Origin of the sequence: Roseovarius pacificus (genome assembly GCF_900142665.1) — a bacterium.
In the GTDB taxonomy this organism is placed as follows: domain Bacteria; phylum Pseudomonadota; class Alphaproteobacteria; order Rhodobacterales; family Rhodobacteraceae; genus Roseovarius; species Roseovarius pacificus.
In genome coordinates this window covers 93,813-119,895 of sequence record NZ_FRBR01000004.1, presented here as the reverse complement: position 1 = coordinate 119,895, position 26,083 = coordinate 93,813, and the positions used below count along the sequence as shown (strand labels likewise).

General features: G+C 62.7%; 24 protein-coding genes. 9 read left to right on the top strand and 15 right to left on the bottom strand.

Translation table 11 applies throughout. The features are described from left to right. The first annotated feature begins 2 nt into the window (after positions 1–2). Positions 3–224 (top strand): 50S ribosomal protein L31, encoded by a 222-nt coding sequence (rpmE, locus tag BUB53_RS09470; RefSeq protein ID WP_073034474.1) that lies wholly within the window; start codon positions 3–5, stop codon positions 222–224. Positions 225–403: 179 nt separating this feature from the next. After that, positions 404–1,213: a division plane positioning ATPase MipZ gene (locus BUB53_RS09465; RefSeq protein WP_073034473.1), complete on the top strand. Its 810-nt coding sequence runs from the start codon at positions 404–406 to the stop codon at positions 1,211–1,213. Positions 1,214–1,251: 38 nt separating this feature from the next. On the opposite strand, the gene BUB53_RS09460 is transcribed toward BUB53_RS09465, so the two are convergent. Further along, positions 1,252–1,662: a L,D-transpeptidase gene (locus tag BUB53_RS09460; RefSeq protein ID WP_200797794.1), complete on the bottom strand. Its 411-nt coding sequence runs from the start codon at positions 1,660–1,662 to the stop codon at positions 1,252–1,254. Then, positions 1,662–2,087 (bottom strand): tellurite resistance TerB family protein, encoded by a 426-nt coding sequence (locus BUB53_RS09455; protein ID WP_073034472.1) that lies wholly within the window; start codon positions 2,085–2,087, stop codon positions 1,662–1,664. The genes BUB53_RS09460 and BUB53_RS09455 overlap by 1 nt, the downstream gene beginning before the upstream one ends. A gap of 116 nt (positions 2,088–2,203) precedes the next feature. On the opposite strand from BUB53_RS09455, the gene BUB53_RS09450 reads away from it, so the two are divergent. Together BUB53_RS09450 and BUB53_RS09445 are read left to right on the top strand one after the other, a co-directional pair. Further along, positions 2,204–3,778 (top strand): lysine--tRNA ligase, encoded by a 1,575-nt coding sequence (locus BUB53_RS09450; RefSeq protein ID WP_073034471.1) that lies wholly within the window; start codon positions 2,204–2,206, stop codon positions 3,776–3,778. A gap of 62 nt (positions 3,779–3,840) precedes the next feature. Further along, a complete protein-coding gene (locus tag BUB53_RS09445) occupies positions 3,841–4,245 on the top strand; it encodes a c-type cytochrome (RefSeq protein ID WP_073034470.1) in 405 nt (134 codons plus the stop codon). Between the two features lie 7 nt (positions 4,246–4,252). Here the strand turns inward: BUB53_RS09445 and BUB53_RS09440 are convergent, their stop codons facing one another. Both BUB53_RS09440 and parE read right to left on the bottom strand, forming a co-directional pair. Beyond that, positions 4,253–4,930 (bottom strand): hypothetical protein, encoded by a 678-nt coding sequence (locus BUB53_RS09440; protein ID WP_073034469.1) that lies wholly within the window; start codon positions 4,928–4,930, stop codon positions 4,253–4,255. A 325-nt stretch (positions 4,931–5,255) separates the two neighbouring features. Then, on the bottom strand, positions 5,256–7,214 hold the full coding sequence (gene parE, locus BUB53_RS09435) for a DNA topoisomerase IV subunit B (RefSeq protein WP_073034468.1): 1,959 nt from the start codon (positions 7,212–7,214) through the stop codon (positions 5,256–5,258). A gap of 244 nt (positions 7,215–7,458) precedes the next feature. On the opposite strand from parE, the gene BUB53_RS09430 reads away from it, so the two are divergent. After that, positions 7,459–8,184 carry a redoxin domain-containing protein gene (locus BUB53_RS09430; protein ID WP_073034467.1) on the top strand — a complete coding sequence of 242 codons (726 nt, stop codon included), beginning with the start codon at positions 7,459–7,461 and terminating at the stop codon, positions 8,182–8,184. 72 nt (positions 8,185–8,256) lie between these two features. On the opposite strand, the gene BUB53_RS09425 is transcribed toward BUB53_RS09430, so the two are convergent. Beyond that, a complete protein-coding gene (locus BUB53_RS09425) occupies positions 8,257–9,201 on the bottom strand; it encodes a glucokinase (RefSeq protein ID WP_073034466.1) in 945 nt (314 codons plus the stop codon). Continuing rightward, entirely contained in the window at positions 9,194–9,964 is a 771-nt protein-coding gene (locus tag BUB53_RS09420) for an HpcH/HpaI aldolase family protein (RefSeq protein WP_073034465.1), read from the bottom strand. Before BUB53_RS09420 ends, BUB53_RS09425 begins: the two co-directional genes overlap by 8 nt. A 76-nt stretch (positions 9,965–10,040) precedes the next feature. Here BUB53_RS09420 and BUB53_RS09415 point away from each other — a divergent pair, with 76 nt between their 5' ends. Continuing rightward, positions 10,041–10,637, top strand: coding sequence for a DUF2585 family protein (locus BUB53_RS09415; RefSeq protein WP_229709519.1), 597 nt, complete (start codon positions 10,041–10,043; stop codon positions 10,635–10,637). Between the two features lie 40 nt (positions 10,638–10,677). Further along, entirely contained in the window at positions 10,678–11,583 is a 906-nt protein-coding gene (locus BUB53_RS09410; RefSeq protein WP_073034464.1) for a DMT family transporter, read from the top strand. Between the two features lie 53 nt (positions 11,584–11,636). Here BUB53_RS09410 and BUB53_RS09405 read toward each other — a convergent pair whose 3' ends face one another. The 8 genes from BUB53_RS09405 to BUB53_RS09370 form a co-directional block, all read right to left on the bottom strand. After that, positions 11,637–12,857 carry a phenylacetate--CoA ligase family protein gene (locus tag BUB53_RS09405; RefSeq protein ID WP_073034463.1) on the bottom strand — a complete coding sequence of 407 codons (1,221 nt, stop codon included), beginning with the start codon at positions 12,855–12,857 and terminating at the stop codon, positions 11,637–11,639. A 58-nt stretch (positions 12,858–12,915) separates the two neighbouring features. After that, on the bottom strand, positions 12,916–13,740 hold the full coding sequence (locus tag BUB53_RS09400) for an ABC transporter ATP-binding protein (protein ID WP_073034462.1): 825 nt from the start codon (positions 13,738–13,740) through the stop codon (positions 12,916–12,918). A gap of 98 nt (positions 13,741–13,838) precedes the next feature. After that, positions 13,839–15,122 carry an ABC transporter substrate-binding protein gene (locus BUB53_RS09395; RefSeq protein WP_073034461.1) on the bottom strand — a complete coding sequence of 428 codons (1,284 nt, stop codon included), beginning with the start codon at positions 15,120–15,122 and terminating at the stop codon, positions 13,839–13,841. 86 nt (positions 15,123–15,208) lie between these two features. After that, a complete protein-coding gene (locus BUB53_RS09390) occupies positions 15,209–16,285 on the bottom strand; it encodes a branched-chain amino acid ABC transporter permease (RefSeq protein WP_073034460.1) in 1,077 nt (358 codons plus the stop codon). 1 nt (position 16,286) lies between these two features. Further along, positions 16,287–16,541 carry a hypothetical protein gene (locus BUB53_RS09385; protein WP_073034658.1) on the bottom strand — a complete coding sequence of 85 codons (255 nt, stop codon included), beginning with the start codon at positions 16,539–16,541 and terminating at the stop codon, positions 16,287–16,289. A gap of 2 nt (positions 16,542–16,543) precedes the next feature. After that, on the bottom strand, positions 16,544–17,530 hold the full coding sequence (locus BUB53_RS09380; protein ID WP_073034459.1) for a branched-chain amino acid ABC transporter permease: 987 nt from the start codon (positions 17,528–17,530) through the stop codon (positions 16,544–16,546). Between the two features lie 38 nt (positions 17,531–17,568). Further along, on the bottom strand, positions 17,569–18,387 hold the full coding sequence (locus BUB53_RS09375; protein WP_073034458.1) for an ABC transporter ATP-binding protein: 819 nt from the start codon (positions 18,385–18,387) through the stop codon (positions 17,569–17,571). A 74-nt stretch (positions 18,388–18,461) separates the two neighbouring features. Next, on the bottom strand, positions 18,462–20,438 hold the full coding sequence (locus BUB53_RS09370; RefSeq protein WP_073034457.1) for an AMP-binding protein: 1,977 nt from the start codon (positions 20,436–20,438) through the stop codon (positions 18,462–18,464). 201 nt (positions 20,439–20,639) lie between these two features. Here BUB53_RS09370 and BUB53_RS09365 point away from each other — a divergent pair, with 201 nt between their 5' ends. Both BUB53_RS09365 and BUB53_RS09360 read left to right on the top strand, forming a co-directional pair. Continuing rightward, the gene (locus tag BUB53_RS09365; RefSeq protein ID WP_073034456.1) at positions 20,640–22,544 is read left to right on the top strand and encodes a hybrid sensor histidine kinase/response regulator; all 1,905 of its coding nucleotides are present in this window, start codon (positions 20,640–20,642) and stop codon (positions 22,542–22,544) included. Next, positions 22,541–23,242: a response regulator transcription factor gene (locus BUB53_RS09360; protein WP_073034455.1), complete on the top strand. Its 702-nt coding sequence runs from the start codon at positions 22,541–22,543 to the stop codon at positions 23,240–23,242. The genes BUB53_RS09365 and BUB53_RS09360 overlap by 4 nt, the downstream gene beginning before the upstream one ends. A gap of 48 nt (positions 23,243–23,290) precedes the next feature. Here the strand turns inward: BUB53_RS09360 and fdhF are convergent, their stop codons facing one another. Continuing rightward, on the bottom strand, positions 23,291–26,071 hold the full coding sequence (gene fdhF / locus BUB53_RS09355; protein WP_073034454.1) for a formate dehydrogenase subunit alpha: 2,781 nt from the start codon (positions 26,069–26,071) through the stop codon (positions 23,291–23,293). Positions 26,072–26,083 lie beyond the last annotated feature (12 nt).

Below are 26,083 nucleotides of genomic sequence, written 5' to 3'. Positions count from 1 at the left end.
CGATGAAAAAAGACACACACCCCGATTATCACGTCATCGACGTCAAGCTGACCGATGGCACCATCGTGCAGATGCGTTCGACCTACGGTGCCGAAGGCGACACGCTGTCGCTCGACATCGACCCGTCGGTGCACCCGGCATGGACCGGCGGCAGTTCGCGCCTGATGGACACCGGCGGCCGCGTTTCGAAGTTCAAGAACAAATACGCCGGTCTGGGCTTCTGAAGCCACGCGACCGATGCAGGATTGCAGCGCCGCCCCAAGGGGCGGCGTTTTGCGTTTCCGGCCTGCCTGCAACCGGGCCGGAAAGCGATTTCGCGGTGCAACAGTCCCTTTCCAATCCAGCCCCCCGAAGATAATGTGCCGCAAACAATGCAGCCCGGATAAGGGACAGGGGAACGGACATGGCGCATATCATCGTCGTCGGCAACGAAAAGGGCGGCGCAGGCAAATCCACGGTGTCGATGCATGTGGCAACGGCGCTGGCACGGTTGGGGCACAAGGTCAGCGCGCTGGATCTGGATCTGCGCCAGAAAACCTTTGGCCGCTATGCCGCGAACCGCGCGGCGTTTCTGAAGAAATCGGGCCTCGACCTGCCAAGCCCCTATTATCACGACCTGCCCGAAGTGGATCAGGCCAGCCTGAAACCCGGTGAAAACATGTATGACCGTCGCCTTTCGGCGGCGGTGGCCGAACTGGAACCCGACAGCGATTTCATCGTGATCGACTGCCCCGGCTCGCATACGCGCCTGAGCCAGGTGGCCCATTCCCTGGCCGATACGCTGATCACTCCGCTGAACGACAGCTTTGTCGATTTCGACCTGCTGGCGCATGTGGACAGTGACGGCAAGAAGATCATCGGCCCATCCGTCTATTCCGAGATGGTTTGGAGCGCGCGGCAGTTGCGGGCGCAGGCGGGGCTGAAACCCATCGACTGGGTGGTGGTGCGCAACCGCCTTGGTGCGCAGCAAATGGTCAACAAGAAGAAGATGGGCCAGGCGCTGGACAATCTGGCCAAACGCATCGGTTTCCGTGTGGCCCCCGGCTTTAACGAGCGGGTGATCTTCCGGGAACTGTTTCCGCGGGGGCTGACCCTGCTGGATCTCAAGGATATCGGGGTCAAGCAACTCAATATCTCGAATATCGCGGCCCGACAGGAGCTACGCGATCTGGTCAAGGCCCTGAACCTGCCCGGCGTCGACGCGGATTTCTGAGGTTTCAACACGGCAGGCGGACCCGGTCGTCGCGTATATCACTCGACAATCTCGATCAGGGTATGGGCGCGACCGTTTTCGCGCACCAGATCGTACAGGATGCGGGCATTGTCGGGGTGCAGCCGCACACATCCGGCCGACGCCGGCGATCCCAACCGATCTGTTTGTGTCGTGCCGTGAATGGCGAAATTGCCCGAGAAGAAGATCGACCAGGGCATCGGCGCATTGTCATATAGCGTGGAATAGTGCATCGGCTTCAGTGCCTGCACGGTATAAAGACCCGTCGGGGTGAATTTCCCCGGTCGCGCCGTGGACACGGGCCAGCGATAGGTTTTGGTCCGGTCGATGAAAACCGTCATTTCCTGATCGGACAGGTCGATACGCACTTCGACATCGGCCGCCAGCGAAGGCAGCGCCATCGCCAGCCAGACCAATACCCACCATCGCATCAGGCCGTCATGTGCCGTGCGCGTGCGCCCCGCTCGATCGCCGCCGCGTGCAGGCGGTCGATATTCAACTCGTACCGGATTTCTTCCAGCAGGCGCAGTTCAGTGTGCTGGATCGTACCATCGGCGGCGGCCACGTCGCAGGCCAGCGCATAGGCCGTTTCGAACAGGTGTTCGGGCAGGTTATCCCGCACCAGTCCGAACAACGCGTCCAGCCCGTCCTCGACACTGAAAAGGTCGAACACCGTCTGCGCCATCACGTTCATCCGGTCCACATCGTAGCTGCCGAAGATCGGAAGGTTGTTCACCGCCGATTCGATCTTGACCAGTTCGGCGGTGCGGATTTGCTCGTCCGAGGCCGAGACCGCGATCATCACGGCCACAAGACAATCCTGGGGTGTCAGCGGGTGTGGAACTTGATCGTTCATCGGAGATCCTTTCGGGGTATGTTGCAGCGCAGAATATTGACTGTGCCGCCCCTCGGCAATAGGAAGCGAGCGACCTTGGCGCGCCTTTGCGCACAGGAAAACACGGGAAGAAAATCATGTCCGAGATACGCGATGCCGCGATGAGTTCGAAAGCCTGGCCTTTTGAAGAAGCGCGCCGCGTGCTCAAACGATATGAGAAAACGCCGCCCGAAAAGGGTTATGTGCTGTTCGAAACCGGCTATGGGCCGTCGGGCCTGCCGCATATCGGGACATTCGGCGAGGTGCTGCGCACCACCATGATCCGCCGCGCGTTCGAGGTGATCAGCGACATCCCGACCAGGTTGATCTGTTTTTCCGACGATCTGGACGGCATGCGCAAGGTGCCGGGCAACGTGCCAAATCAGGAAATGTTGCACGAGCACCTGCAAAAGCCGCTGACCAGCGTGCCCGACCCGTTCGGCACGCATGACAGCTTTGGCCACCACAACAACGCCATGCTGCGCCGGTTCCTGGATACGTTCGGGTTCGACTACGAATTCATCTCGGCCACCGAGTTCTACCGCTCGGGCCGGTTCGACGCGGTGCTGTTGCGCGCGGTCGAACGCTATGACGACCTGATGGCCGTCATGCTGAAATCCCTGCGCGAGGAACGTCGGCAGACCTATTCGATCTTCCTGCCGCTGCATCCCGAAACGGGCCGGGTTCTTTATGTGCCGATGAAAGAGGTGAACGCCAAGGATGGCACGATCACCTTTGACGACGAAGAGGGCCGTGAATGGACCCTGCCCGTCACCAGCGGCAACGTGAAACTGCAATGGAAGCCCGATTTCGGCGCCCGTTGGGCCGCGCTTGGCGTGGATTTCGAGATGTATGGCAAAGACCATTCCACCAACACGCCGATCTATGACCGCATCTGCCAGATCCTTGGCTGGAAAGCGCCCGAGCATTTCACCTACGAACTGTTCCTCGACGACACCGGCCAGAAGATTTCCAAATCCTCGGGCAACGGGATCAGCATCGACGAATGGCTCAGCTATGCCTCGACGGAAAGCCTGAGCTATTTCATGTATCAGAAGCCGAAAACGGCCAAGCGCTTGTATTTCGACGTGATTCCCAAGGCGGTCGACGAATATCACCAGCAGTTGCGCGCCTATCCCGATCAGGACATCAAGGCGCAGTTGAACAACCCGGTTTACCATATTCACAATGGCGACGTGCCCGAAAGCCGCATGGTGGTGCCGTTCTCGATGCTGCTGAACCTCGCCTCGGTCGCCGGGGCCGAGGACAAGGAAACGCTGTGGGGCTTCATCCGGCGCTATGCGCCCGAGGCCAGCCCGGAAACCCATGCCGATCTGGATGCGGCGGCCGGGTTTGCGGTGCGCTATTACAACGACTTCGTGAAGCCCGGCAAAACCTACCGTGCGCCCACCGATTCGGAGCGCGAGGCGCTGGAGGATTTGCGCGACAGGCTCAAGGCGTGGGACGGCGCGGCGGATGCCGAGGAACTGCAAGGCCTTGTTTTTGCCTGCGGGCGCGAGCGGTTCGACCCGATGCGCGACTGGTTCAAGGCGCTGTACGAGGTTCTGCTGGGCGCGTCGCAAGGGCCGCGGTTCGGCGGGTTCATCGCGCTCTATGGCGTGGATGAAACCGTGCGGCTGATCGACGATGCGCTGGCGGGCAAGCTGGCCTGATCTGCGCCATTGCGGGGAGCGGGACTGCTTGCTAGGCTGACCTGCAAAAGGAGAGCCGGGGCATGAAACGTATCGCACTGATTTCACTGGGAATTACCGGGCTGGCCGTGGCCTGCGCCAAGGCCCCGTCGATGCCCGAACCGCCCGAGGGGCAGGCATTGTTCGACGCGAACTGCGCGCAGTGCCACGGGGTTTCGGGCACGGGCGACGGCGAATGGGCCGATGCGATGGACCCGCGCCCCGCCGACCTGACCCGGTTGAGCGAGAACGGCCAGTTCCCCCGCGCCCGTGTTCTGAGCGTGATCGACGGGTATGACCGCACCGGATTGCCGGGCAAGGAGATGCCGGAATTCGGCCTGCTTCTGGAAGGCGATACCGTGCCCGTGGATGTGGGCGACGGGGTGCTGACCCCCACGCCGCGCCCCTTGGCGGCGCTGCTGGTTTATCTGGAAAGTATCCAGCAGTAACAACAGCTTAGATGCGGCATATGCCTTTCAACTGAAGGCTCTTCCAGGGCAGAAGAACGGTGTTCGGCTCCGGCAGGTCCCCAAGCGGGAAGGCGTCGGACAGCATGGCGCGCAGGCGTTCCGTGCGGGGCGCCTCGGGGTCGAGCGTGGCGCAGCACACATATTCCTCGACGATGCTGGCCTGCTGTTCATAGCCATAGTCCAGAAAGTCGGTTCTGGTCGAGATATCGAACAGGTAGGGATCGTCGCTGACCCGGTGTTCGTGAAAGGCACGCAGGGGCGAATAGCCCGTCTGACGGCGGTTCTGCCATTGCCAGACATGAGTCATTTCATGGGCAAAGATCATGGCGTGCACGAGGCTCATGAACGCAGGATATTGCGGCATGTAGTTGGGCTCATACCAGTCCTTGGAGAAAAACACCTTGTTATGCACCACCACGGCCGCCGGGGCGACGGTGACGGTTGGGGTTGTCGGCTCGGGCAGGATGCGTTCCCGGCAGGTCAGGCGCGGGCGTTTCTGGCGGGGGTAGGTGACCTTGCCGATCAATGCGCCGTTGACCACGCGGATGCGGTCGGTGTTCAGGCTGTCGCCATGTATGCGGGTGGCGAAGGCGGTTTCGGTCGGCGTCAGGGGACGTCCGCAGGAAATCAGGATGAAGGGAACGAGAATCCAGAGCCAGCGCATGGGCGAAGGTTAGCAAGAGATGACCGGAGCGGACAGCGTGAATCGTCCAGGGTGGCGAATCGGGCGTAAGGCGTTGGTTAATCGGCTAAAACCCGGTTCGGTATCGCATCGGTAATACATCGGTATCGCGTCGGTGCGGGGGGCGGTATTCGGCGGGGTTAACGGGGCGTGCGGTGGGGTTTTGTACGAAACGGGGGTGGGTTTTGTACGGAGCGGTTTTTCGGGTGGGTGGCGGGTGGTGCGCATGAATGCGCACCCTACGGGGCTTGATGAGGATTAAAGAACCTCGTTGTTTGAAAGTGCTTCAAAGCGCTCTGTGCAAAATTCAAACATCCAACTCCTCCACGAACCTCGCATTCTCGGAAATATACTGGAACCGCAGTTCCGGCTTTTTGCCCATCAGGCGTTCGACCAGGTCGCCGGTCTCTCCCGGTTCGTCCTCGTCGATGGTGACGCGGATCAGTTTGCGGGTTTTCGGGTCCATCGTGGTTTCTTTCAGGTCCTTCGCGTCCATCTCGCCCAGGCCCTTGAAGCGTGACACGTCGATCTTGCCCTTGCCGCCAAGGCCCTTTTCCAGCCATGCGTCGCGCTCGGCCTCGTCGATGCAGTAGACGCGTTTCGCGCCCTGCGTCAGGCGGTAGAGCGGCGGGCAGGCCAGGTAGAGGTGGCCCGCGTCGATCATCGGGCGCATCTGGGTGAAGAAGAACGTCATCAGGAGCGAGGCGATATGCGCGCCGTCCACGTCGGCGTCGGTCATGATGATGATCTTGTCATAGCGCAGATCGTCGATGTTGAATTTCGTCCCCAGCCCGACACCGAGCGCCTGCGTCAGGTCGTTGATTTCCTGATTGCTGCCCAGTTTGGAACTGGCCGCGCCCAGAACGTTCAGGATCTTGCCGCGCAGCGGCAGCAGCGCCTGTGTCTTGCGGTCGCGGCCCATCTTGGCCGAGCCACCCGCGCTGTCGCCCTCGACGATGAACAGTTCGGTGCCCTCGCGGGTGTTGGACGAACAATCGACCAGCTTGCCGGGCAGGCGCAGTTTCTTGGTGGCGGATTTGCGTTGGGTTTCCTTTTCCTGACGGCGGCGCAGGCGTTCTTCGGCGCGCAGGACGAGGAAATCGAGGATCGCCCCGGCGGATTTGGTGTCGGACGCCAGCCAGTTGTCGAAATGGTCGCGCACGGCGTTTTCGACCAGGCGCTGCGCCTCGGTGGTGGCGAGGCGGTCCTTGGTCTGGCCGACGAATTCGGGCTCGCGGATGAAGCAGGATACCAATGCGCAGCCGCCTGTCATCAGGTCGTCGCGGGTGATGTTGCCCGCCTTCTTGTTGTTCACCAACTCGCCATAGGCCTTGATCCCCTTGAGGATCGCGGCCCAGAACCCGGCGACATGGGTGCCGCCCTCGGGGGTGGGAACGGTGTTACAGTAGCTCTGGAGGAACCCGTCGCGCGAGGGGGTCCAGTTGATCGCCCATTCCACCTTGCCCGGCGTGCCGAACCGTTCCTGAAAATCGACGGTTCCGGCAAAGGGCCGATCGGCATAGGTGGCCGCCTGCCCCAGCGTTTCCTTGAGGAAGTCCGACAGGCCGCCGGGGAAATGGAACGTGGCCTCTTGCGGGGTGTCGCCCTCGGCAATGGCGGATTTCCAGCGGATTTCGACGCCCGAGAACAGGTAGGCCTTGGAGCGGATGGATTTGAACAGGCGCGAGGGTTTGAAACGGTGCGAGCCGAAGATTTCCTCATCGGCGTGGAAGGTGATGGTGGTGCCGCGCCGGTTGGGGGCCTGCCCGATCTTTTCGACCGGCCCCAGCGGGGTGCCGCGCGAAAAGCGCTGTTCGTAGACTTCCTTGTTGCGCGCGACCTGCACGACCATCGAATCCGACAGGGCATTGACCACCGACGCACCGACCCCGTGCAGCCCGCCCGAGGTCTGATAGGCCTTGCCGCTGAATTTCCCGCCCGCATGCAGGGTGCACAGGATCACCTCGAGCGCGGATTTGCCGGGGAACTTGGGGTGCGGGTCGATGGGAATGCCGCGCCCGTTGTCGCGCACGGTCAGCGAGTAGTCCTCGTGGAGTTCCACCTCGATCCGGTTGGCATGGCCTGCCACGGCCTCGTCCATGGAGTTGTCGAGGATTTCGGCCACCAAGTGGTGCAGCGCCCGTTCGTCGGTGCCGCCGATATACATGCCGGGGCGTTTGCGGACGGGTTCCAGCCCCTCCAGCACCTCGATGGAGGAGGCGTCGTAATCGGTGGACTCGGCAGGTGTCAGAAGATCGTCGGCCATTGTGCGCTGCTCTTGGTTTTATGGGTTGGCGGGCATTATGGCAGAGCGCGCGGGGCGGGGAAAGTGGGACTGCGCGTCTTTCGTGCCGACACGGGAAATGCCGCCCGGACCGGCGCATTAAAAATATTCATTCAAAACGAACCGGGTGCCCCAATTTCGCCATGATTGACACTCAGCATACAACCTAAGGTTTGGTTTTGACTGTGCAGCTTGGGTTTAAGGCGAAATACAAGTGGGGCGCAAAATGCGAAACTTCTTACACCTTGTCCAACCCGAGGGCGAATGGATCGAGATTCCCCAAGGTTATAAGACCACCAGGGCCTGGACACCGCAGATCGGCGACATCTTTCCCAACTTCAAGGCCTGGGGCACGCAGGGCGATTTCTGTTTCCACAACTGGGCCGAAGGCCGCTGGGTCTATTTCTTCAGCCACAGGTCGGCCTTTGCGCCGCTGTGCTCGACCGAGCTGGCCTCGCTGGCGGTGTATCAGGAAGCGTTCAAAAAGGCGGATATCGCCGTTGCCGCTATTTCGGTCGGATCGCTCGAAGATACGATGTCCTGGGTCGAGGAGGTGGAGGAAACCTTCGATCTGTCGATTGACTTCCCGGTTCTTTCGGACCCTCACGGGAAACTGTCGCGGGGAATGGGGCTGATCCATCCCAAGAACGATCCGAACCACAGTATCCGGAAAAGTTTCATCATCGACCCGGCCCTTCAGGTGCGGATGATGTTCGATTATCCGGCATATGTGGGCCGCTCGAGCGAAGAGGTGCTGCGCGCGGCTCAGGCGTTGCAGATTGCGGAACGGACCAAGCTGGCCGTTCCGGCCGACTGGCAGCCGGGCGACGATCTGCTGGCGCGGCCGGGGCAGGATGAAGATAGCCGCCTGACAAGCCTTTACGGCAAGGACTGGACCCGCGTGAAGAGTTATCTCAAGGTCGTTCACCCCAATGGGTTTGCCCGGTCCTGAGCGCCCGGCGAACCTGACGCGCATCACCACCACTCACGAACTTGCCCGGACGGCCCAGTGGGCCGCCGGGCGTCACTCCGGGCGCAGTTGGGCGAGATAACGGGCGCACCCCCTGAGGGCGGCGGTATCGTCGGCGATCAGGGTCACCGGGATATCCCGCAGGATGGCGGAATAAGGCCCCTTGGCCGCGAAGAATTCGGGAAAGTCCGATACGGCGAGGTATGGGGCGATGGCCCGCGCCGTGCCGCCGATCAGGTAAAGCCCGCCCGTGGCCATGTGATGCAGGCACAGATCGCCGGCCACGGTTCCCAGCAAATGCGTGAAGACGCGCAGCGTTTCGCTGGCCGCTGCATCCGTTCCATCGGCATGGTTGTGGATGATCTGGCGGGTGTCCGATGCCGTGCCCCCCAGCCAATGGTGAAGCCGCAGAAGGCTGGGACCGGACAGCGCGGCCTCGATGGGTTTGTGGGGATGGGTCTGCGCCAGATGGTCTGTCAGCGCGTTGAGCCGCGCATCGCCGTGGGGCAGCCCGGTATGGCCGGACTCCGCCGCAGGAACGAACAGCCTGCCGCCCACACGATGCGCCACGGCCACGTTGCACCCTGTCCCCAGCCCAAGCACGAGCCGCGCGCCGTCTGGCTGCGGTTGCCCCGGCAGGATCGGGACAACCGCGCTGTCGGGCAGATCATCCAGCGCACAGGCCTGCGCCTGCAAATCGTTGATCAGGTGCACCTGCCCCGCGCCGGTGGCGGTACGCAGATCGTCGGGCGCGATGAACCAGTCGAGATTGGTCAGTTGCGCCCCGCCGGTTCGCACCGGCCCGGCCACTCCGGCACAAAGCGCGGCGATGGGGCCGGGCTGCACCGCGTCGAGATACGCCGCCAACAGCGGTGCCAGCCCGGCAAAACCGGCGTTCGCATGACTGCGCGTGCTGTCGGGGCGCAGCCCGCGATGATCGGCCAGCCCGACGCGGGTATTGGTGCCCCCCACATCCGCCAGCAGGTGCAGATCAGCCATCGCGCCAGCGGTCCATCGTGGCGCGGGCGGCATGGGCCAACATCAGAACGTCGATCCCGACCGCAAGGAACTGTGCGCCCCAGTCGCGATAGCTGCGGGCGACATCGTGATCGAGCGCCAGGATGCCCGCCGCCTTGTCGCTGGTGGCGATCCGGCCAAGCGCATCGCGGATCACCTGTTGCACCTCGTCAACGCGGGTATCGCCAAGATACCCCATATCGGCGGACAGGTCCGAGGGGCCGATGAACACGCCATCCACCCCGTCGACGGCAAGGATATCGTCCAGCGCCTCGATCCCGGCGCGGCTTTCGACCTGCACCAGAAGGCAAATCTGGTCGTTCGCCGTGGCGATGTAATCGAGGTCGGTCGAAAATTGCGTGGCCCGCGCCGACGCCGCGCCCGAGCCGCGAATGCCCTGCGGTGGGTAGCGCGTGGCGCGCACCAGATCGCGGGCCTGTTCAGCGCTTTCGACCATCGGGATCAACAGGGATTGCGCGCCGATATCCAGAACCTGCTTGATCGCCCATGCCTCGCCCATGGGCAGGCGCACCACGGGCTGGCTGTCCCGGCCATGCAGCACCTGCAACTGGTGCATCATGCTGCGCAGGTCGTTCGGGGCGTGTTCGCCGTCGATCACCAGCCAGTCGAACCCGGCGGTCGCCATGATTTCGGTGGCATAGGGATCGGCGAAGGTGGCCCAACAGCCATAGAGCCTTCGGCCGCTGGCAAGGGCCTTTTTCAGGTGATTTTCGGGGGCTGGCATCGTGGGTCTCCTGTCATGATTTGGCGACAGGATAGATCGCACGACGGAAAAGCACCACGGCAAGAAGGGCAACACGATGGACAGTATTCGTGCGCTGTGCTTTGGTCGCGCCATGTTGCGTTCGACACGGTTTCCCTATCTGGTCACAGGCCTGATCACGCTGGCCACCGCCGCCATACTTCTGGGTATGGGGCGCGGCGCGATCTGCCCCTGCGGTTACGTGGATTTCTGGGGCCCCGTGGGCAGCGAAGAGGCCAATCAGCAACTGGCCGACTGGTACACGCCGAGCCATCTGCTGCACGGGTTCCTCTTCTATGCGCCACTCTGGCTGGTCGCCCGCCGGATGACCCTGGGCTGGCGTCTGGTCATCGCGACGGTGGTGGAATGCGCATGGGAGATCGTCGAGAACACCGACGCGGTGATCGCGCGCTATCGGGAAACGACGATCTCGATGGATTATATCGGCGACAGCGTTCTGAACTCGGTCTCGGATATCGTGGCGATGTTCGTCGGGTTCTGGCTGGCGCGGGTGATCCCCGTCTGGGCCAGCGTGGCCACCGTGATCGGGTTCGAGCTGTTGACAGCTGTCATCATCCGCGACGGGCTGACGCTGAACGTGGTGATGCTGCTGTGGCCGATAGATGCGATCATGGAATGGCAGGCCGGGGGCTGAGGGCTTTACTTTTCCCGGCAAACCCCCGACAGATTTCATCATGAACGATCATGTCAAAGGGCTGCTGATCACCGCGATCGGCGTTTTGTTCGTGGTGCCGGATTCCCTTTTCGTCCGGCTGATCGAGGCTTCCGCGCCGACGATCACCTTTTGGCGTGGGGTCACATCCGGCGGGTTCATCCTGATCGGCGTGCTGGCCGTGATGGGGTTGCGGGGATTTCGCGACGTGGCGCGCACGGGCTGGCCGGGGCTGATCTATACGGTGCTGATCGCCACGACCGCGCCGGGGTTCGTGCTGGCCGTGACATGGACCAGCGTGGCCAATGTGGTTTTCATCATCGCCTCGATGCCCGTATTCGCGGCGATCTTCAGCCGGGTGTTTCTGGGCGAGACGATCAGCCGCCGCATGGTTCTGACCATGATGGGCGTGTTCGCGGGGCTTGGCATCATAGCGTGGGGGTCAGGCGAAACCGAAGGCGCATCCTGGCAGGGCGACCTGATGGCGCTTGGCGTATCGGCCAGTTTCGCCGGTGCGATGACGGCGGTGCGCAAGGTGCGCAATACCTCGATGGTGCCCGCCATTCCGGTGGCCTATCTGGGGGCGTCACTGGTGATCTGGCCGTTTGCCGATCCGGGCACGGCGATGCCGTCGCAATGGCCGCTGCTGTTGGGGCACGGCGCGTTCATCACCGTTTCCACCACCCTGCTGACCCTTGGCCCGCGTTATATAGCCTCCGCCGAGGTGGCGCTGCTGATCCTGCTGGAATCGGTGCTGGCGCCGCTGCTGGTCTGGGCCGTGATCGGCGAAGACCCCGGCCCCTGGGCGCTGGCGGGGGGCGCGGTGGTGATCGGGGTGCTGTTCGTGTCGAACCTGTGGGTCCTGCGCCATCGGCGGCGGATGCGGAATGTGCCGCAGCCACGGGTCGGGCCACCACCCATGCAATAGCGCAAGGCGTGGACCGCCCCTGAACAGGTCAGGAACGGCCCTTGCCAGGCGGCTTAGTCGTAGCTGCGCTGATCCTCGATCACCTTGCCGTCATTGGGCAGACTGCCCCTGGCCACGATCTCGATCCGGCCCTTGAGCTTGAGCGCCTCGGTGACCGATCCAGCATAGGTATCGGCATCGCCGCCATCGGCCTCGATCCGGACGGTCATCACGTCCATCTCGCCCTCGCGGGTGGCGATGACGCGGGCCCTGGAGATTTCATCATGCCGGGCCACCAGCGCGGCCACCTGTTCGGGGCGCACGAACATGCCCTTGATCTTGGTGGTCTGATCGGCACGGCCCATCCAGCCCCTGATGCGCATATTGGTGCGGCCACAGGGGCTGACCCCTTCCATCACCGCGCTCAGATCGCCCGTGGCGAAGCGGATCAGCGGGTAATCGGGGTTGAGCGTGGTCACCACGACCTCGCCCACCTCGCCGGGCCCGACCGGATCGCCGGTACCGGGGGTGACGATTTCGACGATCACGCCCTCGTCCACGATCATGCCGTCCTGGGCCTCGGATTCATAGGCGATGTTGCCCAGATCGGCGGTGGCATAGCATTGCAGGCAGGCGATCCCGCGATCCGCGTATTCCTGCCGCAGCGACGGGAACAGCGCCCCGCCGCCCACCGCCGCCTTGGTGATGTTCAGATCGAGCCCCAGTTCCGCGGCCTTGTCGAGGATGATCTTGAGGTAATCGGGAGTCCCGGCATAGGCGGTGACGCCCACGTCATGGGCCGCGCGCGCCTGAAGCTCGGTCTGGCCCGTCCCGGCGGGCAGCACCGCAGCCCCGACAGCCCGCGCGCCGTTTTCGAAGATCATCCCGGCAGGCGTCAGGTGGTAGCCAAAGCAGTTCTGCACGATATCGCCCTCGCCCACACCGCAGGCCTTCAGGAAACGCCCCATGCGCCACCAATCGTGGCTGTCCCCGCCCGGTTCGTAAATCGGACCCGGCGACTGGAAAACATGGGCAAAGCCCGAAGCATTGCGCGTGGTCAGGCCGCCAAGCGGCGCATGCGCGGCCTGCGCGCGCCCCAGATCGGATTTGCGCAGAACCGGAAGCGTGGCCAGATCGTCCGCGCCGCGAATGGCCGCCGGATCGACACCGGACAGCGTTGCCGCATAACCGGGCAGGGCCTGAGCGCGCTCGATCTGCCGGGGCAGCGCCTGCGCAATCGCGGCGGCGCGCTCGTCCGCGCTGCGCGTTTCCAGATCGTCGAAATACTTGGACATATCACTTTCCTCTGAAGGGTGCCGCATGACGGCGGCGCCTTGCAAATCCAAACCCGGCTTAGCTGAGCCACCGCTTGCGGCGGCGATAGCTGCGCACGTCGCGGAAGCTCTTGCGTCCTTCATCCGACATGCCGAGATAGAATTCCTTGACGTCGGGATTTTCGCGCAGCGCATCGGCGGGACCGTCCATCACCACCCGGCCACTTTCCAGAATGTAGCCGTAATGGGCGAACCGCAGGGCGACGTTGGTGTTCTGCTCGGCCAGAAGGAAGGTGTAGCCTTCTTTCTCGTTGAGCGATTTCACGATGTTGAAAATCTGTTCCACCAGCTGCGGGGCAAGGCCCATGCTGGGCTCGTCCAGCAGGATCGTTTCCGGGCGGCTCATCAGGGCACGGCCGATGGCGACCATCTGCTGCTCCCCGCCCGAGGTATAGCCCGCCTGACTGCGGCGGCGTTCCTTGAGGCGCGGGAAATAGTCGTAAACCATGTTCAGGTCGGCATCTATATCCCCCCGCGAGGCACGGCGCGTATAGGCGCCGGTCAGCAGGTTTTCCTCGACCGTGAGGTGTTCGAAGCAGTGCCGCCCTTCCATCACCTGGATGACGCCCCGTTTCACCAGGTCCGACGGCACCAGATCCTGCACGCGATCACCGCGATACCTGATAGATCCCTTGGTGACCTCACCACGTTCCGAGCGCAGCAGGTTGGAAATGGCCTTGAGCGTCGTCGTCTTGCCCGCGCCGTTGCCCCCCAGAAGGGCGGTGATCCCGCCCTTGGGCACGCTCAGGCTGACGCCTTTCAGTACGAGGATCACGTGGTTGTAGATCACCTCGATATTGTTGACCTCAAGCAGTGTCTCGTCGGTGCGTCCTGCGTCGAGCATGTGTCTCTCCATCATGGGTCGCGCAATCTGCGACCCCTCTTGCGTGGGGTGGGAAGCGGCGGCCAGCCCGCCGCTTCCGTCGTTTTGTCAGGCCGCGATCAGTTGCAGGCCGGAGTGATATTGCTCTCTTCGGCATAGGCCATAGAGTCGGCTTCGATCAGCGGCTGAATGATTTCCTGATCCGACTGCATGTAGTCGGTGATCAACTTCCATTCGCCCGCGCTGGCATCCCATTGGCCGATCGCGGCAAACCCGTTCCCGCCATGGTTCTCGCAGGAAACCGTGAATTCGGGACCGAATTTCGGCAGCCCCAACGCGACCATCTTCTCTTCGGTCATTTCAAGGGCCTCCATGCCATCGCGCATCATCGCGGGGGTAATCTGGCTGGTGCCATGGATTTCCTGCGCAGTCTTCGCGGCTTCGGCCACCAGCATCGCGGCATAAAGACCGCGGTTATAGATCGCCGTTCCGTGCTGATCGCCCGCCCCGGCAGCAAGCCCCTTGTCGAAGACATGCGTCTTCAGGTCGTCGTACAGCGGGTAATCATCGCCAAGGTTGTGGAAGGTCAGCGCCTTATAGCCATGCGCGCCCTCGCCCGCGGGCTTCACGTCGTTCTCCGAACCCGACCACCAGATGCCGATGAATTTGTCCATCGGGAAACGAATGTTGACGGCTTCCTGAATGGCGACCTGGTTCATCACGCCCCAGCCCCACATGATCACATAATCGGGCTTTTCACGGCGGACTTGCAGCCACTGGGATTTCTGCTCCTGACCGGGGTGATCCACCGGCAGCAATGTCAGGTCATAGCCGTGCTTCTTCGCAAGCTCCTCCAGCGTGCGAATCGGCTCCTTGCCATAGGCCGAGTTGTGATAGACCAGCGCAATGGTCTTGCCGCTGATATCGCCGCCCTCCTGATCAAGGATGTGTTTGACCGCAACGGATGCGCCATCCCAGTAGTTGGCCGGGAAATTGAACACCCACGGGAACACGGCGCCATTCTTTGCGGATGTCCGCCCAAGGCCCGAGGTCAGCATCGGAATGCCGTCTGCCGTCACCTTGGGGATAAGCTGATAGGTGATCCCGGTCGAAAGCGGTTGATAGACGAGCGAGCCAAGATCCTTGGTCGACTCGTAGCATTCCACGCCCTTTTCGGTGTTATAGGCGGTTTCGCATTCGGGCACCTCGAGCTTTTCGCCGCCAATGCCTCCGTCACGCTCGTTCAGAAGGGTGAAATAGTCGGCGTAACCGTCGGCAAAGGGAATACCGCCGGCGGCATAGGGGCCCGTGCGATAGCTTAGCGACGGAAAGACGAGTTCCGCCATGGCCGGCGCGGCAGTCACCACGGCTGCCAGTGCAGTTGCAATCAGTTTCATTTTCATCGGTTCATATCCTCCCTTGGTGTTGTTCCGATGGTGTCAATCGCCGGGGGTTTCCGGCCCCCGGTCTTTTCTCCTCGGGCCCGTCCCTAGTGCGGGAAGGGCCAAAGCCTCAGTTTTTCCTTGGCGACGCGCCACAGTTGCGCCAGCCCGTGCGGTTCGGCGATCAGGAAGACGATGATCAGCCCGCCGACGATCATGAATTCCAGATGCGCAGCCAGGTCGGTCGGCCAGCCAAGCCCGCTTACCAGGGTGTTCTTCAGCAGCACCGGCAGCAGCACCAGGAACGCCGCGCCGGCGAAGCTGCCGAAGATCGAACCGAGGCCGCCGATGATGACCATGAACAGCACGAGGAACGATTTGTTGATGCCGAATGCCTCGCCCACCTCGACCGCGCCCAGATAGACCGCGAAAAACAGCGCGCCGGCGATGCCGACGAAGAACGAGCTGACGGCAAAGGCGCTGAGTTTTGCGCGCAACGGGTTCACGCCGATGATCTCGGCGGCAATGTCCATGTCGCGGATCGCCATCCATTTGCGCCCGGCCATGCCCCGCGTCAGGTTGCGCGCGATCAGGGCGCAGACCACGGTAAAGACCAGGCAGAACAGATAGGCGGCCCAGGGCGCGGTTTCGGCGCCGGTCACCGGCACGCCGAAGATCGTACGCTCGGGCGCGCTGATCTGGCCCGAAGCCGAGTAGTTGTAGAACCACGGCACCCGGTTGAACAGCCAGACCAGAAAGAACTGCGCGGCCAGCGTGGCCACCGCCAGGTAAAAGCCCTTGATCCGCAGCGAGGGCAAGCCAAACAACACGCCCACAATGGCCGTCACGCCGCCTGCCAATACGACATGGAACAGGATGTTCACCTCGGGGAAGGCCGTCATCAGCTTGTAGCAGGCATAAGCGCCCACAGCCATGAACCCGCCGGTGCCGAGGCTGACCTGCCCGCAATATCCCACAAGGATGTTCAGGCCGATGGCCGCGATGGAATAGATCAGGAACGGCAGGAAGACCGCGTTCACCCAGTAGTCGTTGATGACGAAGGGCACCACGGCAAAGGCCGCGACCAGAACCGCGTAATAGCGGTAGCGGTCGAACCGGATCGGGAATGTCTGGTTGTCCTCGGCATAGGAGGTCTTGAAGTCACCGGCTTCACGATAGAACATTTCAGATTACCTCCCCTTGGATTTGATCGTCTTCGCGCTTTTGCACGCGGTTGGCGGGCCTCGCATACCCGGTCGCCTCGGAATGGTGCACGAGCCAGAAATAGGCCAGCATTCCCAGCCCTCCGCCGATGGCCGCCAGCACGAGGGCGGTGACCATCTGCACGGTGTTGTCGATGTCCGCCGTCAGGGCGAGATAGCCGAAGGCCCAGAAGCCCGACCAGGCGACGACGTTTGCAATGGCGATCAGCTTGGTCATCGTCATACCCTCTCGATGATCTTCTCGCCGAACAGGCCCTGTGGCCGGAAGACGAGGAAGAGTAGCGCCAGAACGTAGGCGAACCAGTTTTCGGTCGCGCCGCCGATCATCGAGCCGATGGCGAATTCGAACAGTTTCTCACCCACGCCGATCAGCAGCCCGCCGACAATCGCGCCGGGGATCGAGGTAAAGCCGCCCAGCATCAGAACCGGCAGCGCCTTGAGCGCGATCAGCGAAAGCGAGAACTGAACGCCCGATTTCGTGCCCCACATGATGCCCGCGACCAGAGCCACGAACCCGGCCAGCGACCAGACCATGACCCAGATGAAGTTCAGGCTGATCCCCACCGACAGCGCCGCCTGGTGATCGTCGGCCACGGCGCGCATGGCGCGGCCCTGTTTGGTGTATTGCGCAAAGACGATCAGCGAGAACACCAGCGCGGCGGCAATCGCCGTGGCGACCAGATCGAGATTGTCGATGAAGAAGCCGTAATCGAAGATGTTGAACGTGAAATCGTCGATGGCCAGGTTGATGCCCTGCGGCAGGCCCACATCCATCTTCTTGATGTCGCTGCCCCACATGATGTCCCCGAAGCCTTCGAGGAAATAGGCAAGGCCGATGGTGGCCATGAACAGGATGATCGGTTCCTGATTGACGAGATGCCGGAAGATCAGCGTGTTGACCGCCCAGGCCAGCACGACCATCACCACCATCGTCAGCAGGATCGCCAGCAAGGCCGGGACGTGCCAGCCGAAATGGTGAACCTCGGTGCCGAACACGGCGTTGATCAGGTGGCTGAAGGGCACCTGCCCCTCCATGATCCCCACCAGCGTCAGCGCGGCGAACAGGGCCATGACCCCTTGGGCGTAGTTGAAGATGCCCGACGCCTTGTAGATCAGCACGAAGCCCAGTGCGACGAGCGCATAGAGAACCCCGGCCATCAGACCGTTCAGGACAACCTCGGTTCCCCAGATTAACTGCTCAGGCATGTTGTGATCCTCCCTGAATGTCGTGGTTCCGGCTGGAATCAGTCATGGGCCACCCCCAGATAGGCGTCGATCACATCCTGATTGTTGCGCACCTCGTCGGGTGTGCCGTCACCGATCTTCTTGCCGTAATCCATCACGACCACCCGGTCGCTCAGGTCCATCACCACGCCCATGTCGTGTTCGATCAGGGCGATGGTGGTGCCGAATTCGTCGTTCACGTCGAGGATGAAGCGGCTCATGTCCTCTTTCTCTTCGACGTTCATGCCCGCCATCGGTTCATCCAGCAGCAGGATCGACGGCTCGGCGGCCAGCGCGCGGGCAAGTTCGACCCGCTTTTTCAGACCGTAAGGCAACCGCCCCACCGGCGTTTTGCGAATGTGCTGGATTTCCAGGAAGTCGATGATCTTTTCCACGGCTTCGCGGTTTTCCACTTCTTCGCGCTCGGCCCTGCCCTTCCAGAGCGCCTGCGCCATCAGGCCGGCGTCCATCTGGCGAATGCGGCCCGTCATGACGTTGTCCAGCACGGTCATGCCTTCAAAAAGCGCGATGTTCTGGAAGGTCCGGGCGATACCCTGCCGGGCCACCTGATAAGGCTTCATCGGCGGGCGCAACGCGCCCTTGTACCAGACCTCGCCCTCTTGCGGGTTGTAGAACCCCGAGATGACATTGAGCATACTGGACTTGCCCGCACCGTTGGGGCCGATGATCGCGCGGATTTCGCCCTCGCGGATATCGAAACTGATGTCCTGAATGGCGACCACACCGCCAAAGCGCAGCGTGATATGTTTCATCTCCATCACCACACCGCCGATCTTGCGGCCATCTTCGGTGGTATAGCCCTGTGACATGTCAAGCATGGCTCAACCCTTTCTCATAGGTGGTCTGCGGGGCGGTGGCGCCGCTTGCGCAACCGGCGTCGCGTGCCGGACCATCATTCCGCAGCGACCTTCGTGTCGCCATTCACCGGCACCACCGCGGCATCGCGGATTTCCAGCGTCGCGCTGATCGACCCCTTGCGCCCGTCTTCATAGGTGACTTCGGTGGTGGTGAAGATGTCCCCGGACCCATCGTAAAGCGCGCCCAGAAGATCCCCGAACTTCTCGGCGATCACGCCGCGGCGCACCTTGCGCGTGCGGGTCATTTCGCCGTCATCGGCATCCAGTTCCTTGTGCAGCACGAGGAAACGATGCACCTGGCAATGCGACAGCATCGGATCCTCCGCGAGGGACCGGTTCACCTCTTCCACATGGCCCTGGATCATGTCCAGAACCTTGGGATGGCCCGCCAGTTCCTGATAGGACGCATAGCCGATATTGTTGCGCTCGGCCCAGTTGCCCACTGCCGTCAGGTCAATATTGATGAAGGCCGTACACGCGTTGCGCTGATGGCCGAACACCACGGCTTCGAGAATGTTGGGATAGAACTTGAGCTTGTTCTCGACGTATTTGGGCGCGAACATCTTGCCGTCGGCCATCTTGCCCACATCCTTGGCGCGGTCGATGATCCGCAGATGCCCCGAGCCTTCCTCGAAGAAGCCCGCATCGCCGGTGGCGACCCAGCCTTCGGCGTCCTTGGTGCTCTTGGTGCTTTCCTCGTTCTTGTAATAGTATTCGAACGTGCCGGGGCTGCGATAGAACACCTCGCCCGACTCGTCGATCCTGATCTCAACCCCCGGCGCGGCGATGCCGACCGTATCGTTGCGCACCTCGCCATCGGGTTGCAGGGTGATGAACACCGAGGCCTCGGTCTGACCGTAAAGCTGTTTCAGGTTGATCCCCAACGAGCGGTAGAACTCGAAGATTTCCGGCCCGATCGCCTCACCCGCCGTATAGCCCACGCGCACCCGGCCGAAACCCAGCGTGTCCTTGAGCGGGCCATAGATGAACAGGTTGCCCAACGCGTATTTCAGACGGTCCCAGCCGCCGACCGGCTTGCCATCCAGAATGGCCGGTCCGACCTTGCGGGCATGCTCCATGAACACGTCGAACAGCCATTTCTTGAAGCGGCTCGCATCCTCCATCCGGATCATGACATTGGTCAGTTGGGTCTCGAACACGCGCGGCGGGGCGAAATAATAGGTCGGCCCGATCTCGCGCAGGTCGGTCTGCATCGTGTCGGGGGATTCCGGGCAGTTCACGCAGAAGCCGCACCAATAGGCCTGCCCGATCGAAAAGATGAAATCCCCTACCCATGCCATCGGCAGGTAGGCCAGAACCTCTTCGTTTTTCGTCAGGTTGTCGAACTCGGCGGACGAGCGTGACGCCTCGATGATATTGCGGTTGGACAGCACCACGCCCTTGGGCTTGCCGGTGGTGCCCGAGGTATAGAGCATCACGCAGATGCTGTCGTAATCCAGCTTTTCGCGGCGCGCCTTGAGGTCTTCGATGAACTCCCAATAGGCGGCACGGCCCTGATCCTGAATGCCGGCAAAGGTGTGCAGCTTGTGATGATCGTATTTCCGCATGCCGCGCGGATCGACATAGATCATGTGCTCGAACTGGTGGAGCCGATCCTGAATCTCGATCACCTTGTCGACCTGCTCCTGATCCTCGACCACGGCAAAGCGGGCGCCGCAATGATCCAGAACATAGGCCATCTCTTCGGCGGCGGCGTCCTGATACAGGGGCACGGGAATGGCGCCCACCGATTGCGCGGCCACCATCGACCAATAGAAATAAGGCCGGTTGCGTCCGATGATCGCGATGAAATCGCCCTCGTTCACGCCCAGATTGATCAGGCCAAGCGCCAGAGCTTCGATTTCCTTTTCGGCCTCCGCCCAGGTCCAGCATTGCCAGATGCCGAATTCCTTTTCGCGGTAAGCGGGCCTGCCGGCGAGCTCTTTGGCGTTCCGCTGAAGAAGCGCCGGAATGGAGCATAGCCCCTCCGCCGCCTGTGACGACTGTGCCAAGTTTTATCCTCCCAAATGTTCGCATTGCGAACAGATCGCCTTGTGACGGCGATTCCTCCTGCCATCAAAGGTGCTGGTTTGAACCTCACGGTCAACTTTTTCCTGAACATTTCGCAAACCTTACGAATTGTAACAGGCCGCCAAACAGGCTTTGCGCCCGCCCCGTCCGGTGCTAGCCATGGACAAAAGGACACCCCGACGATGCCCACACGCAGCCAAACCGACGCCATGACAATGGCGGGTCTGAACCTGATCCAGCAGGCCCTGTCGATTTACGACGCCGATCTGCAACTGGCCGTGTGCAACCACCGCTTTCAGGAGATGTTCGATCTGCCGGACTGGCTTGTGACGCCCGGTGCGTCCTTTGCCGACACGATCGGGTTTCTGGCCGAGCGGGGCGACTACGGCGAGGTGGACAACCTGGATGAATTCGTGCGCATCCGTGTCGAACAGGCGCGCGCCTTCGAACCGCACTACATGGAACGCCGCCGCGCCAATGGCCGGACCATCAGCGTCGAGGGCACCCCCCTGCCCGAAGGAGGGTGGGTGACGGTCTATACCGACATCACCCGCATCAAACGGCAGGAACTGCTGCTGCGCACGCGATCCGAGGAACTGTCGGATCAATTGCTCAGCTACTCCGAAGAACTCGCCGCCACCAACCGCGAATTGTCGGCCACAATCACCGCCCTGGAAGAAGCCAAGCGCCAGTTGACCGCCTCGGAGGCGCGCACGCGGCTGACGACCGAAATGATGCCCGCCCATATCGCCCATGTCGGGCCCGACGGGTGCTATACCTATTCCAACCGCCGCCTCAGCACGGTGATGCCCGGCTCGCAATCCGAGATCATCGGCCTGCACCTGAACGAGGCGCTGGCGCCCCAGCCCTATGCCGCGATCCGCCCCTATCTCGAACGGGCGTTCCACGGCGAGGCCTCGGTGTTCGAGTTCACGCACGAGCCCAGTTCGCGCCGCATCCGGGTGGCCCTTACCCCCGACGATACGCAGGGCGGCACTTATGTTCTGTCGATGGACATCACCGAAGAGGCACAAACCCGGTCGGCGCTGCAACAGACCCGCCGGCGCGAGATGGCCGCGCAACTGACCAGCGGGCTGGCGCATGATTTCTCGAACCTGCTGACCATCATCCTCGGGATGCAGTCGAAATTGCAGCGGATGGATCTGGGGCCACAGGCGAGCGAGTTGATCACCGCCACCCTGGCCGCAGCCCGGCGCGGCGGCGGATTGCTGAACCGGATCGCCGACATGACCGGCCCGCGCGAGCACATGCCCGCCCCCACCGATCTGTCGGCCTTTCTGGGCGATCTCGAAACACTGGCCCGCTCGACCTTGCCGGATGGCGTCAGCTTTGCCGTCAACAATCTGGCCACCGGGCGGGCGTTCCTTCTGGACCCCGGAATGTTGCAGGATTCGCTGCTGAATCTCGTTCTGAACGCCCGCGATGCCTGTGGTGCAACAGGCCGGATCGCCCTGACGGCGGCCTGCGTGCAGGACACGTGGCTGGAATTCGTCGTGACCGATACCGGCCCCGGATTTTCCGAGTATGCGCTGGCCCATGCGCTGGACCCGTTCTTTACCACCAAGGGCGGCGAAGGGTCCGGGCTGGGGCTGTCGATGGTCTATGATATGACCAAGCTGGCCGGTGGGCGTGTGCAACTGTCCAACACCGACACCGGCGGGCGCGTTTCGCTGCGCCTGCCGCTGCGGCCCGCCGATGACGCCGACACGCCCGGCATGATCCTTCTGGTCGAGGACAGCCCCGATTTGCGCGATGCGGTGCGCGACATGCTGCGAGATCTGGGCCATACGGTGATCGAAGCCGCCACCGCCGACGAGGCGCTGGCGCTGATCACGGAAGTGCCGCAGATTTCGGCGCTGCTGTCGGACATCTCGCTTGAAGGCGGCAAGACCGGCCTGGACCTGATCGAAGCCCTGCCCGAAGATCACTGCCCGGCCTTCCTGATGACGTCTCTGCCACCCGGCGCCGCGCTGCATCAGGCCGCGAAAGCCTGCGCGCCGGTGCTGCGCAAACCCTTCACCGCCGCGCAGCTCGACGCGTTCTTCAAATCGGATTCCCAACCATGACCGCACCCCTTGTCACCATCCTCGACGACGAGCCAGCCATCCGCACCATGCTTTCGGACGCGCTGGAAGAGGCGGGATTTCGCACCATGGCCTTTGGCCGCGCGACCGAGTTCGAAGCCGCACTGCGCACCACCCGGCCCGACATCTGCCTTGTCGATCTGTCGCTGCCCGACCGCGACGGGCTGACGCTGGTGCACCGGCTGGCCCTGGAACAGGGCGCGACGGTGATCATCATCTCGGGTCGGGCCGAAGTGCAGGACAAGGTGACCGGGCTGGAACTGGGAGCAGACGACTATATCATCAAACCGTTCGAGCCCGCCGAGGTGGTCGCCCGCGTGCGCGCCCGCCTGCGCCGCGACACGGCAGCGCCACAGAGTTCGGACACGGCACGGTTCAACGGCTGGACCGCCCATTTCCACCGCTATGTTCTGGAGGACGAGTCAGGGCTGGAAACGCCCTTCTCCCATGCCGAGGGCGAAGTGCTGCGCCTGTTTCTCGAACGCCCCAAGCGCCTGATCTCGCGGCAGGCCATGCAAGAGGCCCTTGGCGGGGCGGCGGGCGACAGTTTCGACCGGGCGATGGATGTACGCATCTCGCGCCTGCGTACCAAGCTGCGCGAAGATCCCAAGAACCCGCGCCTGATCAAGACGATCTACGGTGCAGGATATATATTCCTGGGCGATGTCAGCTGGGGCTGACGGTTCGGGGGCGCTGCTCCCGACCACGGGTGACGGGCGGAATGCGGATTATTCCGCTGCCACCTGCGCCCCCACCGCCTCGACCCGCACGGCCGAATACTTGAATTCCGGAATCTTGCCATAGGGGTCGAGCGCCGGGTTGGTCAGGATGTTGGCTGCCGCTTCGACATAGGCAAAAGGCAGGAACACCATGTCCGGCGCCACGGCGCGGTCGGCCCGCGCCATCACCTCGACCGAACCGCGCTTGGTGGTCAGGCGCACCATGCCGCCCGGCTCGACGCCCAGTTTGCGCAGGGTCGAGGGGTGAAGCGAACAGTTCGCCTCGGGCTCGACCGCATCCAGCACGCTGGCCCGGCGCGTCATCGAACCCGTGTGCCAATGCTCCAGCTGCCGCCCGGTGGTCAGGACCATCGGGTACTCGGCATCGGGCAGGTCGTCGGGCGGGATCACGCTGGCCGGTGTGAACCGTGCACGCCCTTCGGGGCGCGGGAAGCCATCGCCGAACACCACCGCCTCGCCCGGTCCGTCGGGGGTGTTGCAGGGATAGGTGACCGCGTTTTCACGCTCCAGCCGCTGCCATGTGATGTTGTCGAGCGACGTCATGTTCTGCTTCATTTCGGCGAACACGTCCGCCGGACCGTCATATTGCCATTGCAGCCCCAGACGATTGGCCAGATCGACCGTGATCGCCCAATCCTCGCGCGCCTCGCCCGGCGGAACGACGGCGCGGCGGCCCATCTGCACCTGACGGTTGGTATTCGTGACCGTGCCGGATTTTTCGTAAAACGCCGAGGCGGGCAGGATCACGTCGGCATAGTTCGCCGTTTCGGTGATGAAGATGTCCTGAACCACCAGATGCTCCAGCCTGGCCAGCGCATCGCGGGCGTGCTCCACGTCCGGGTCGGACATGGCCGGGTTTTCGCCCAGGATATACATGCCCCTGATCTTGTCCTCGTGCACGGCATCCATGATCTCGGTCACGGTGAGGCCCTTCTGATCCGAGAAATCGCCGGATTCCCAGACCTCGGTAAAGGCACGGCGCACGCCATCGTCGGTTACGCTTTGGTAATCGGGCAGGAACATCGGGATCAGCCCCGCATCGGACGCGCCCTGCACGTTGTTCTGCCCGCGCAGCGGGTGCAGGCCCGCGCCGGGGCGGCCCACATGACCACACATCAGGGCCAGCGAAATCAGGCAGCGCGAATTGTCGGTGCCGTGGATATGCTGGCTGACGCCCATGCCCCAGAAGATCATCCCGGCCTGAGCCGTGGCGAAATCGCGCGCCACCTGCCGCAGGGTTTCGGCGGGGATGCCGCAGAGTTCCTGCATCTTCTCGGGCGGGAATTGCGCCAGGTGCTCTTTCTCGGCCTCCCAGTTCTCGGTGAAGGCTTCGATATATTGCTGGTCGTAGAGCCCCTCTTCGACGATCACATGCATGATCGCATTCAGCATCGACACATCCGTGCCGGGCTTGAACTGCAACATATGAGTGGCGAAGCGGCGCAGGCCCACGCCGCGCGGGTCCATCACGATCAGCTTGCCGCCGCGCTTGGTGAACTGCTTGAAATAGGTGGCGGCGACGGGGTGGTTCTCGATCGGGTTGCAGCCGATCATGATCGCCACATCGGCATTCTCGATCTCGTTGAAGGTGGCCGTCACCGCGCCCGAGCCGACATTCTCCATCAGCGCCGCCACGGACGACGCATGGCACAGCCGCGTGCAGTGATCGACATTATTGTGGCCAAATCCCTGACGGATCAGCTTCTGGAACAGATACGCCTCTTCGTTGGTGCATTTGGCGCTGCCGAATCCGGCCACCGAGGCCCCGCCGTGATCGTCCTTCAGGCGCTTCAGCCCCCCGGCGGCGATGTCCAGCGCCTCGTCCCAGTCGGCCTCGCGGAAGAACTTCTGCCAGTTGCCAGGATCGACATTCAGCCCCTTGGCGGGCGCGTCCTCGCGCCGGATCAGCGGCTTGGTCAGGCGGTGGTCGTGATGGATATAATCGAACCCGAAGCGCCCCTTGACGCACAGGCGGCCTTCGTTCGCGGGGCCGTTGAGGCCCTCGACATATTTCACCTTGCCATCCTTGACCTTGAGGCTCACCTGACAGCCCACACCGCAGAACGGGCAGATGCTCTGGACCTCTTCATCGTAATCGGCGCTGTCGCCCACCTGCGCCTCGTCCAGCACGGTAGCGGGCATCAGGGCGCCGGTCGGACAGGCCTGCACGCATTCACCGCAGGCCACGCAGGTACTGGCGCCCATCGGATCGGCGAAATCGAACACCGGAAAGCTGTCATGCCCGCGCCCGCCCATGCCGATCACGTCATTGACCTGCACTTCGCGGCAGGCCCGGACGCACAGGTTGCACTGAATGCACGCATCGAGATTGACGCGCATCGCGATATGGCTGTCGTCCAGCAGCGGGATGCGATCCCTTTCCATCGCGGGAAAGCGGCTTGTGCTGATGCCGTTCAGTTCGGCCATGTCCCAAAGCTGGCTGGACTTGTCATGCGCATAGTCGTGCTCGGGCTGGTCGGCCAGCAGCAGTTCCATCACCATCTTGCGGGATGCCCTGGCGCGGTCGCTGTCGGTCTTGACGACCATGCCGTCCTGCACCTCGCGGATGCACGAGGCGACCAGCGTGCGCTCGCCTTCCACCTCGACCATGCAGGCGCGGCAGTTGCCATCGGGGCGATAGCCCGGTGCAGGCTTGTGGCACAGGTGCGGAATCTTCAGCCCGCCACCATTGGCCACCTCCCAGATCGTCTGGCCTTTTTCGGCTTCGACTTCCTTGCCGTTCAGCGTGAACTTGATGGTATCGGACATGGCGCGCCTCCT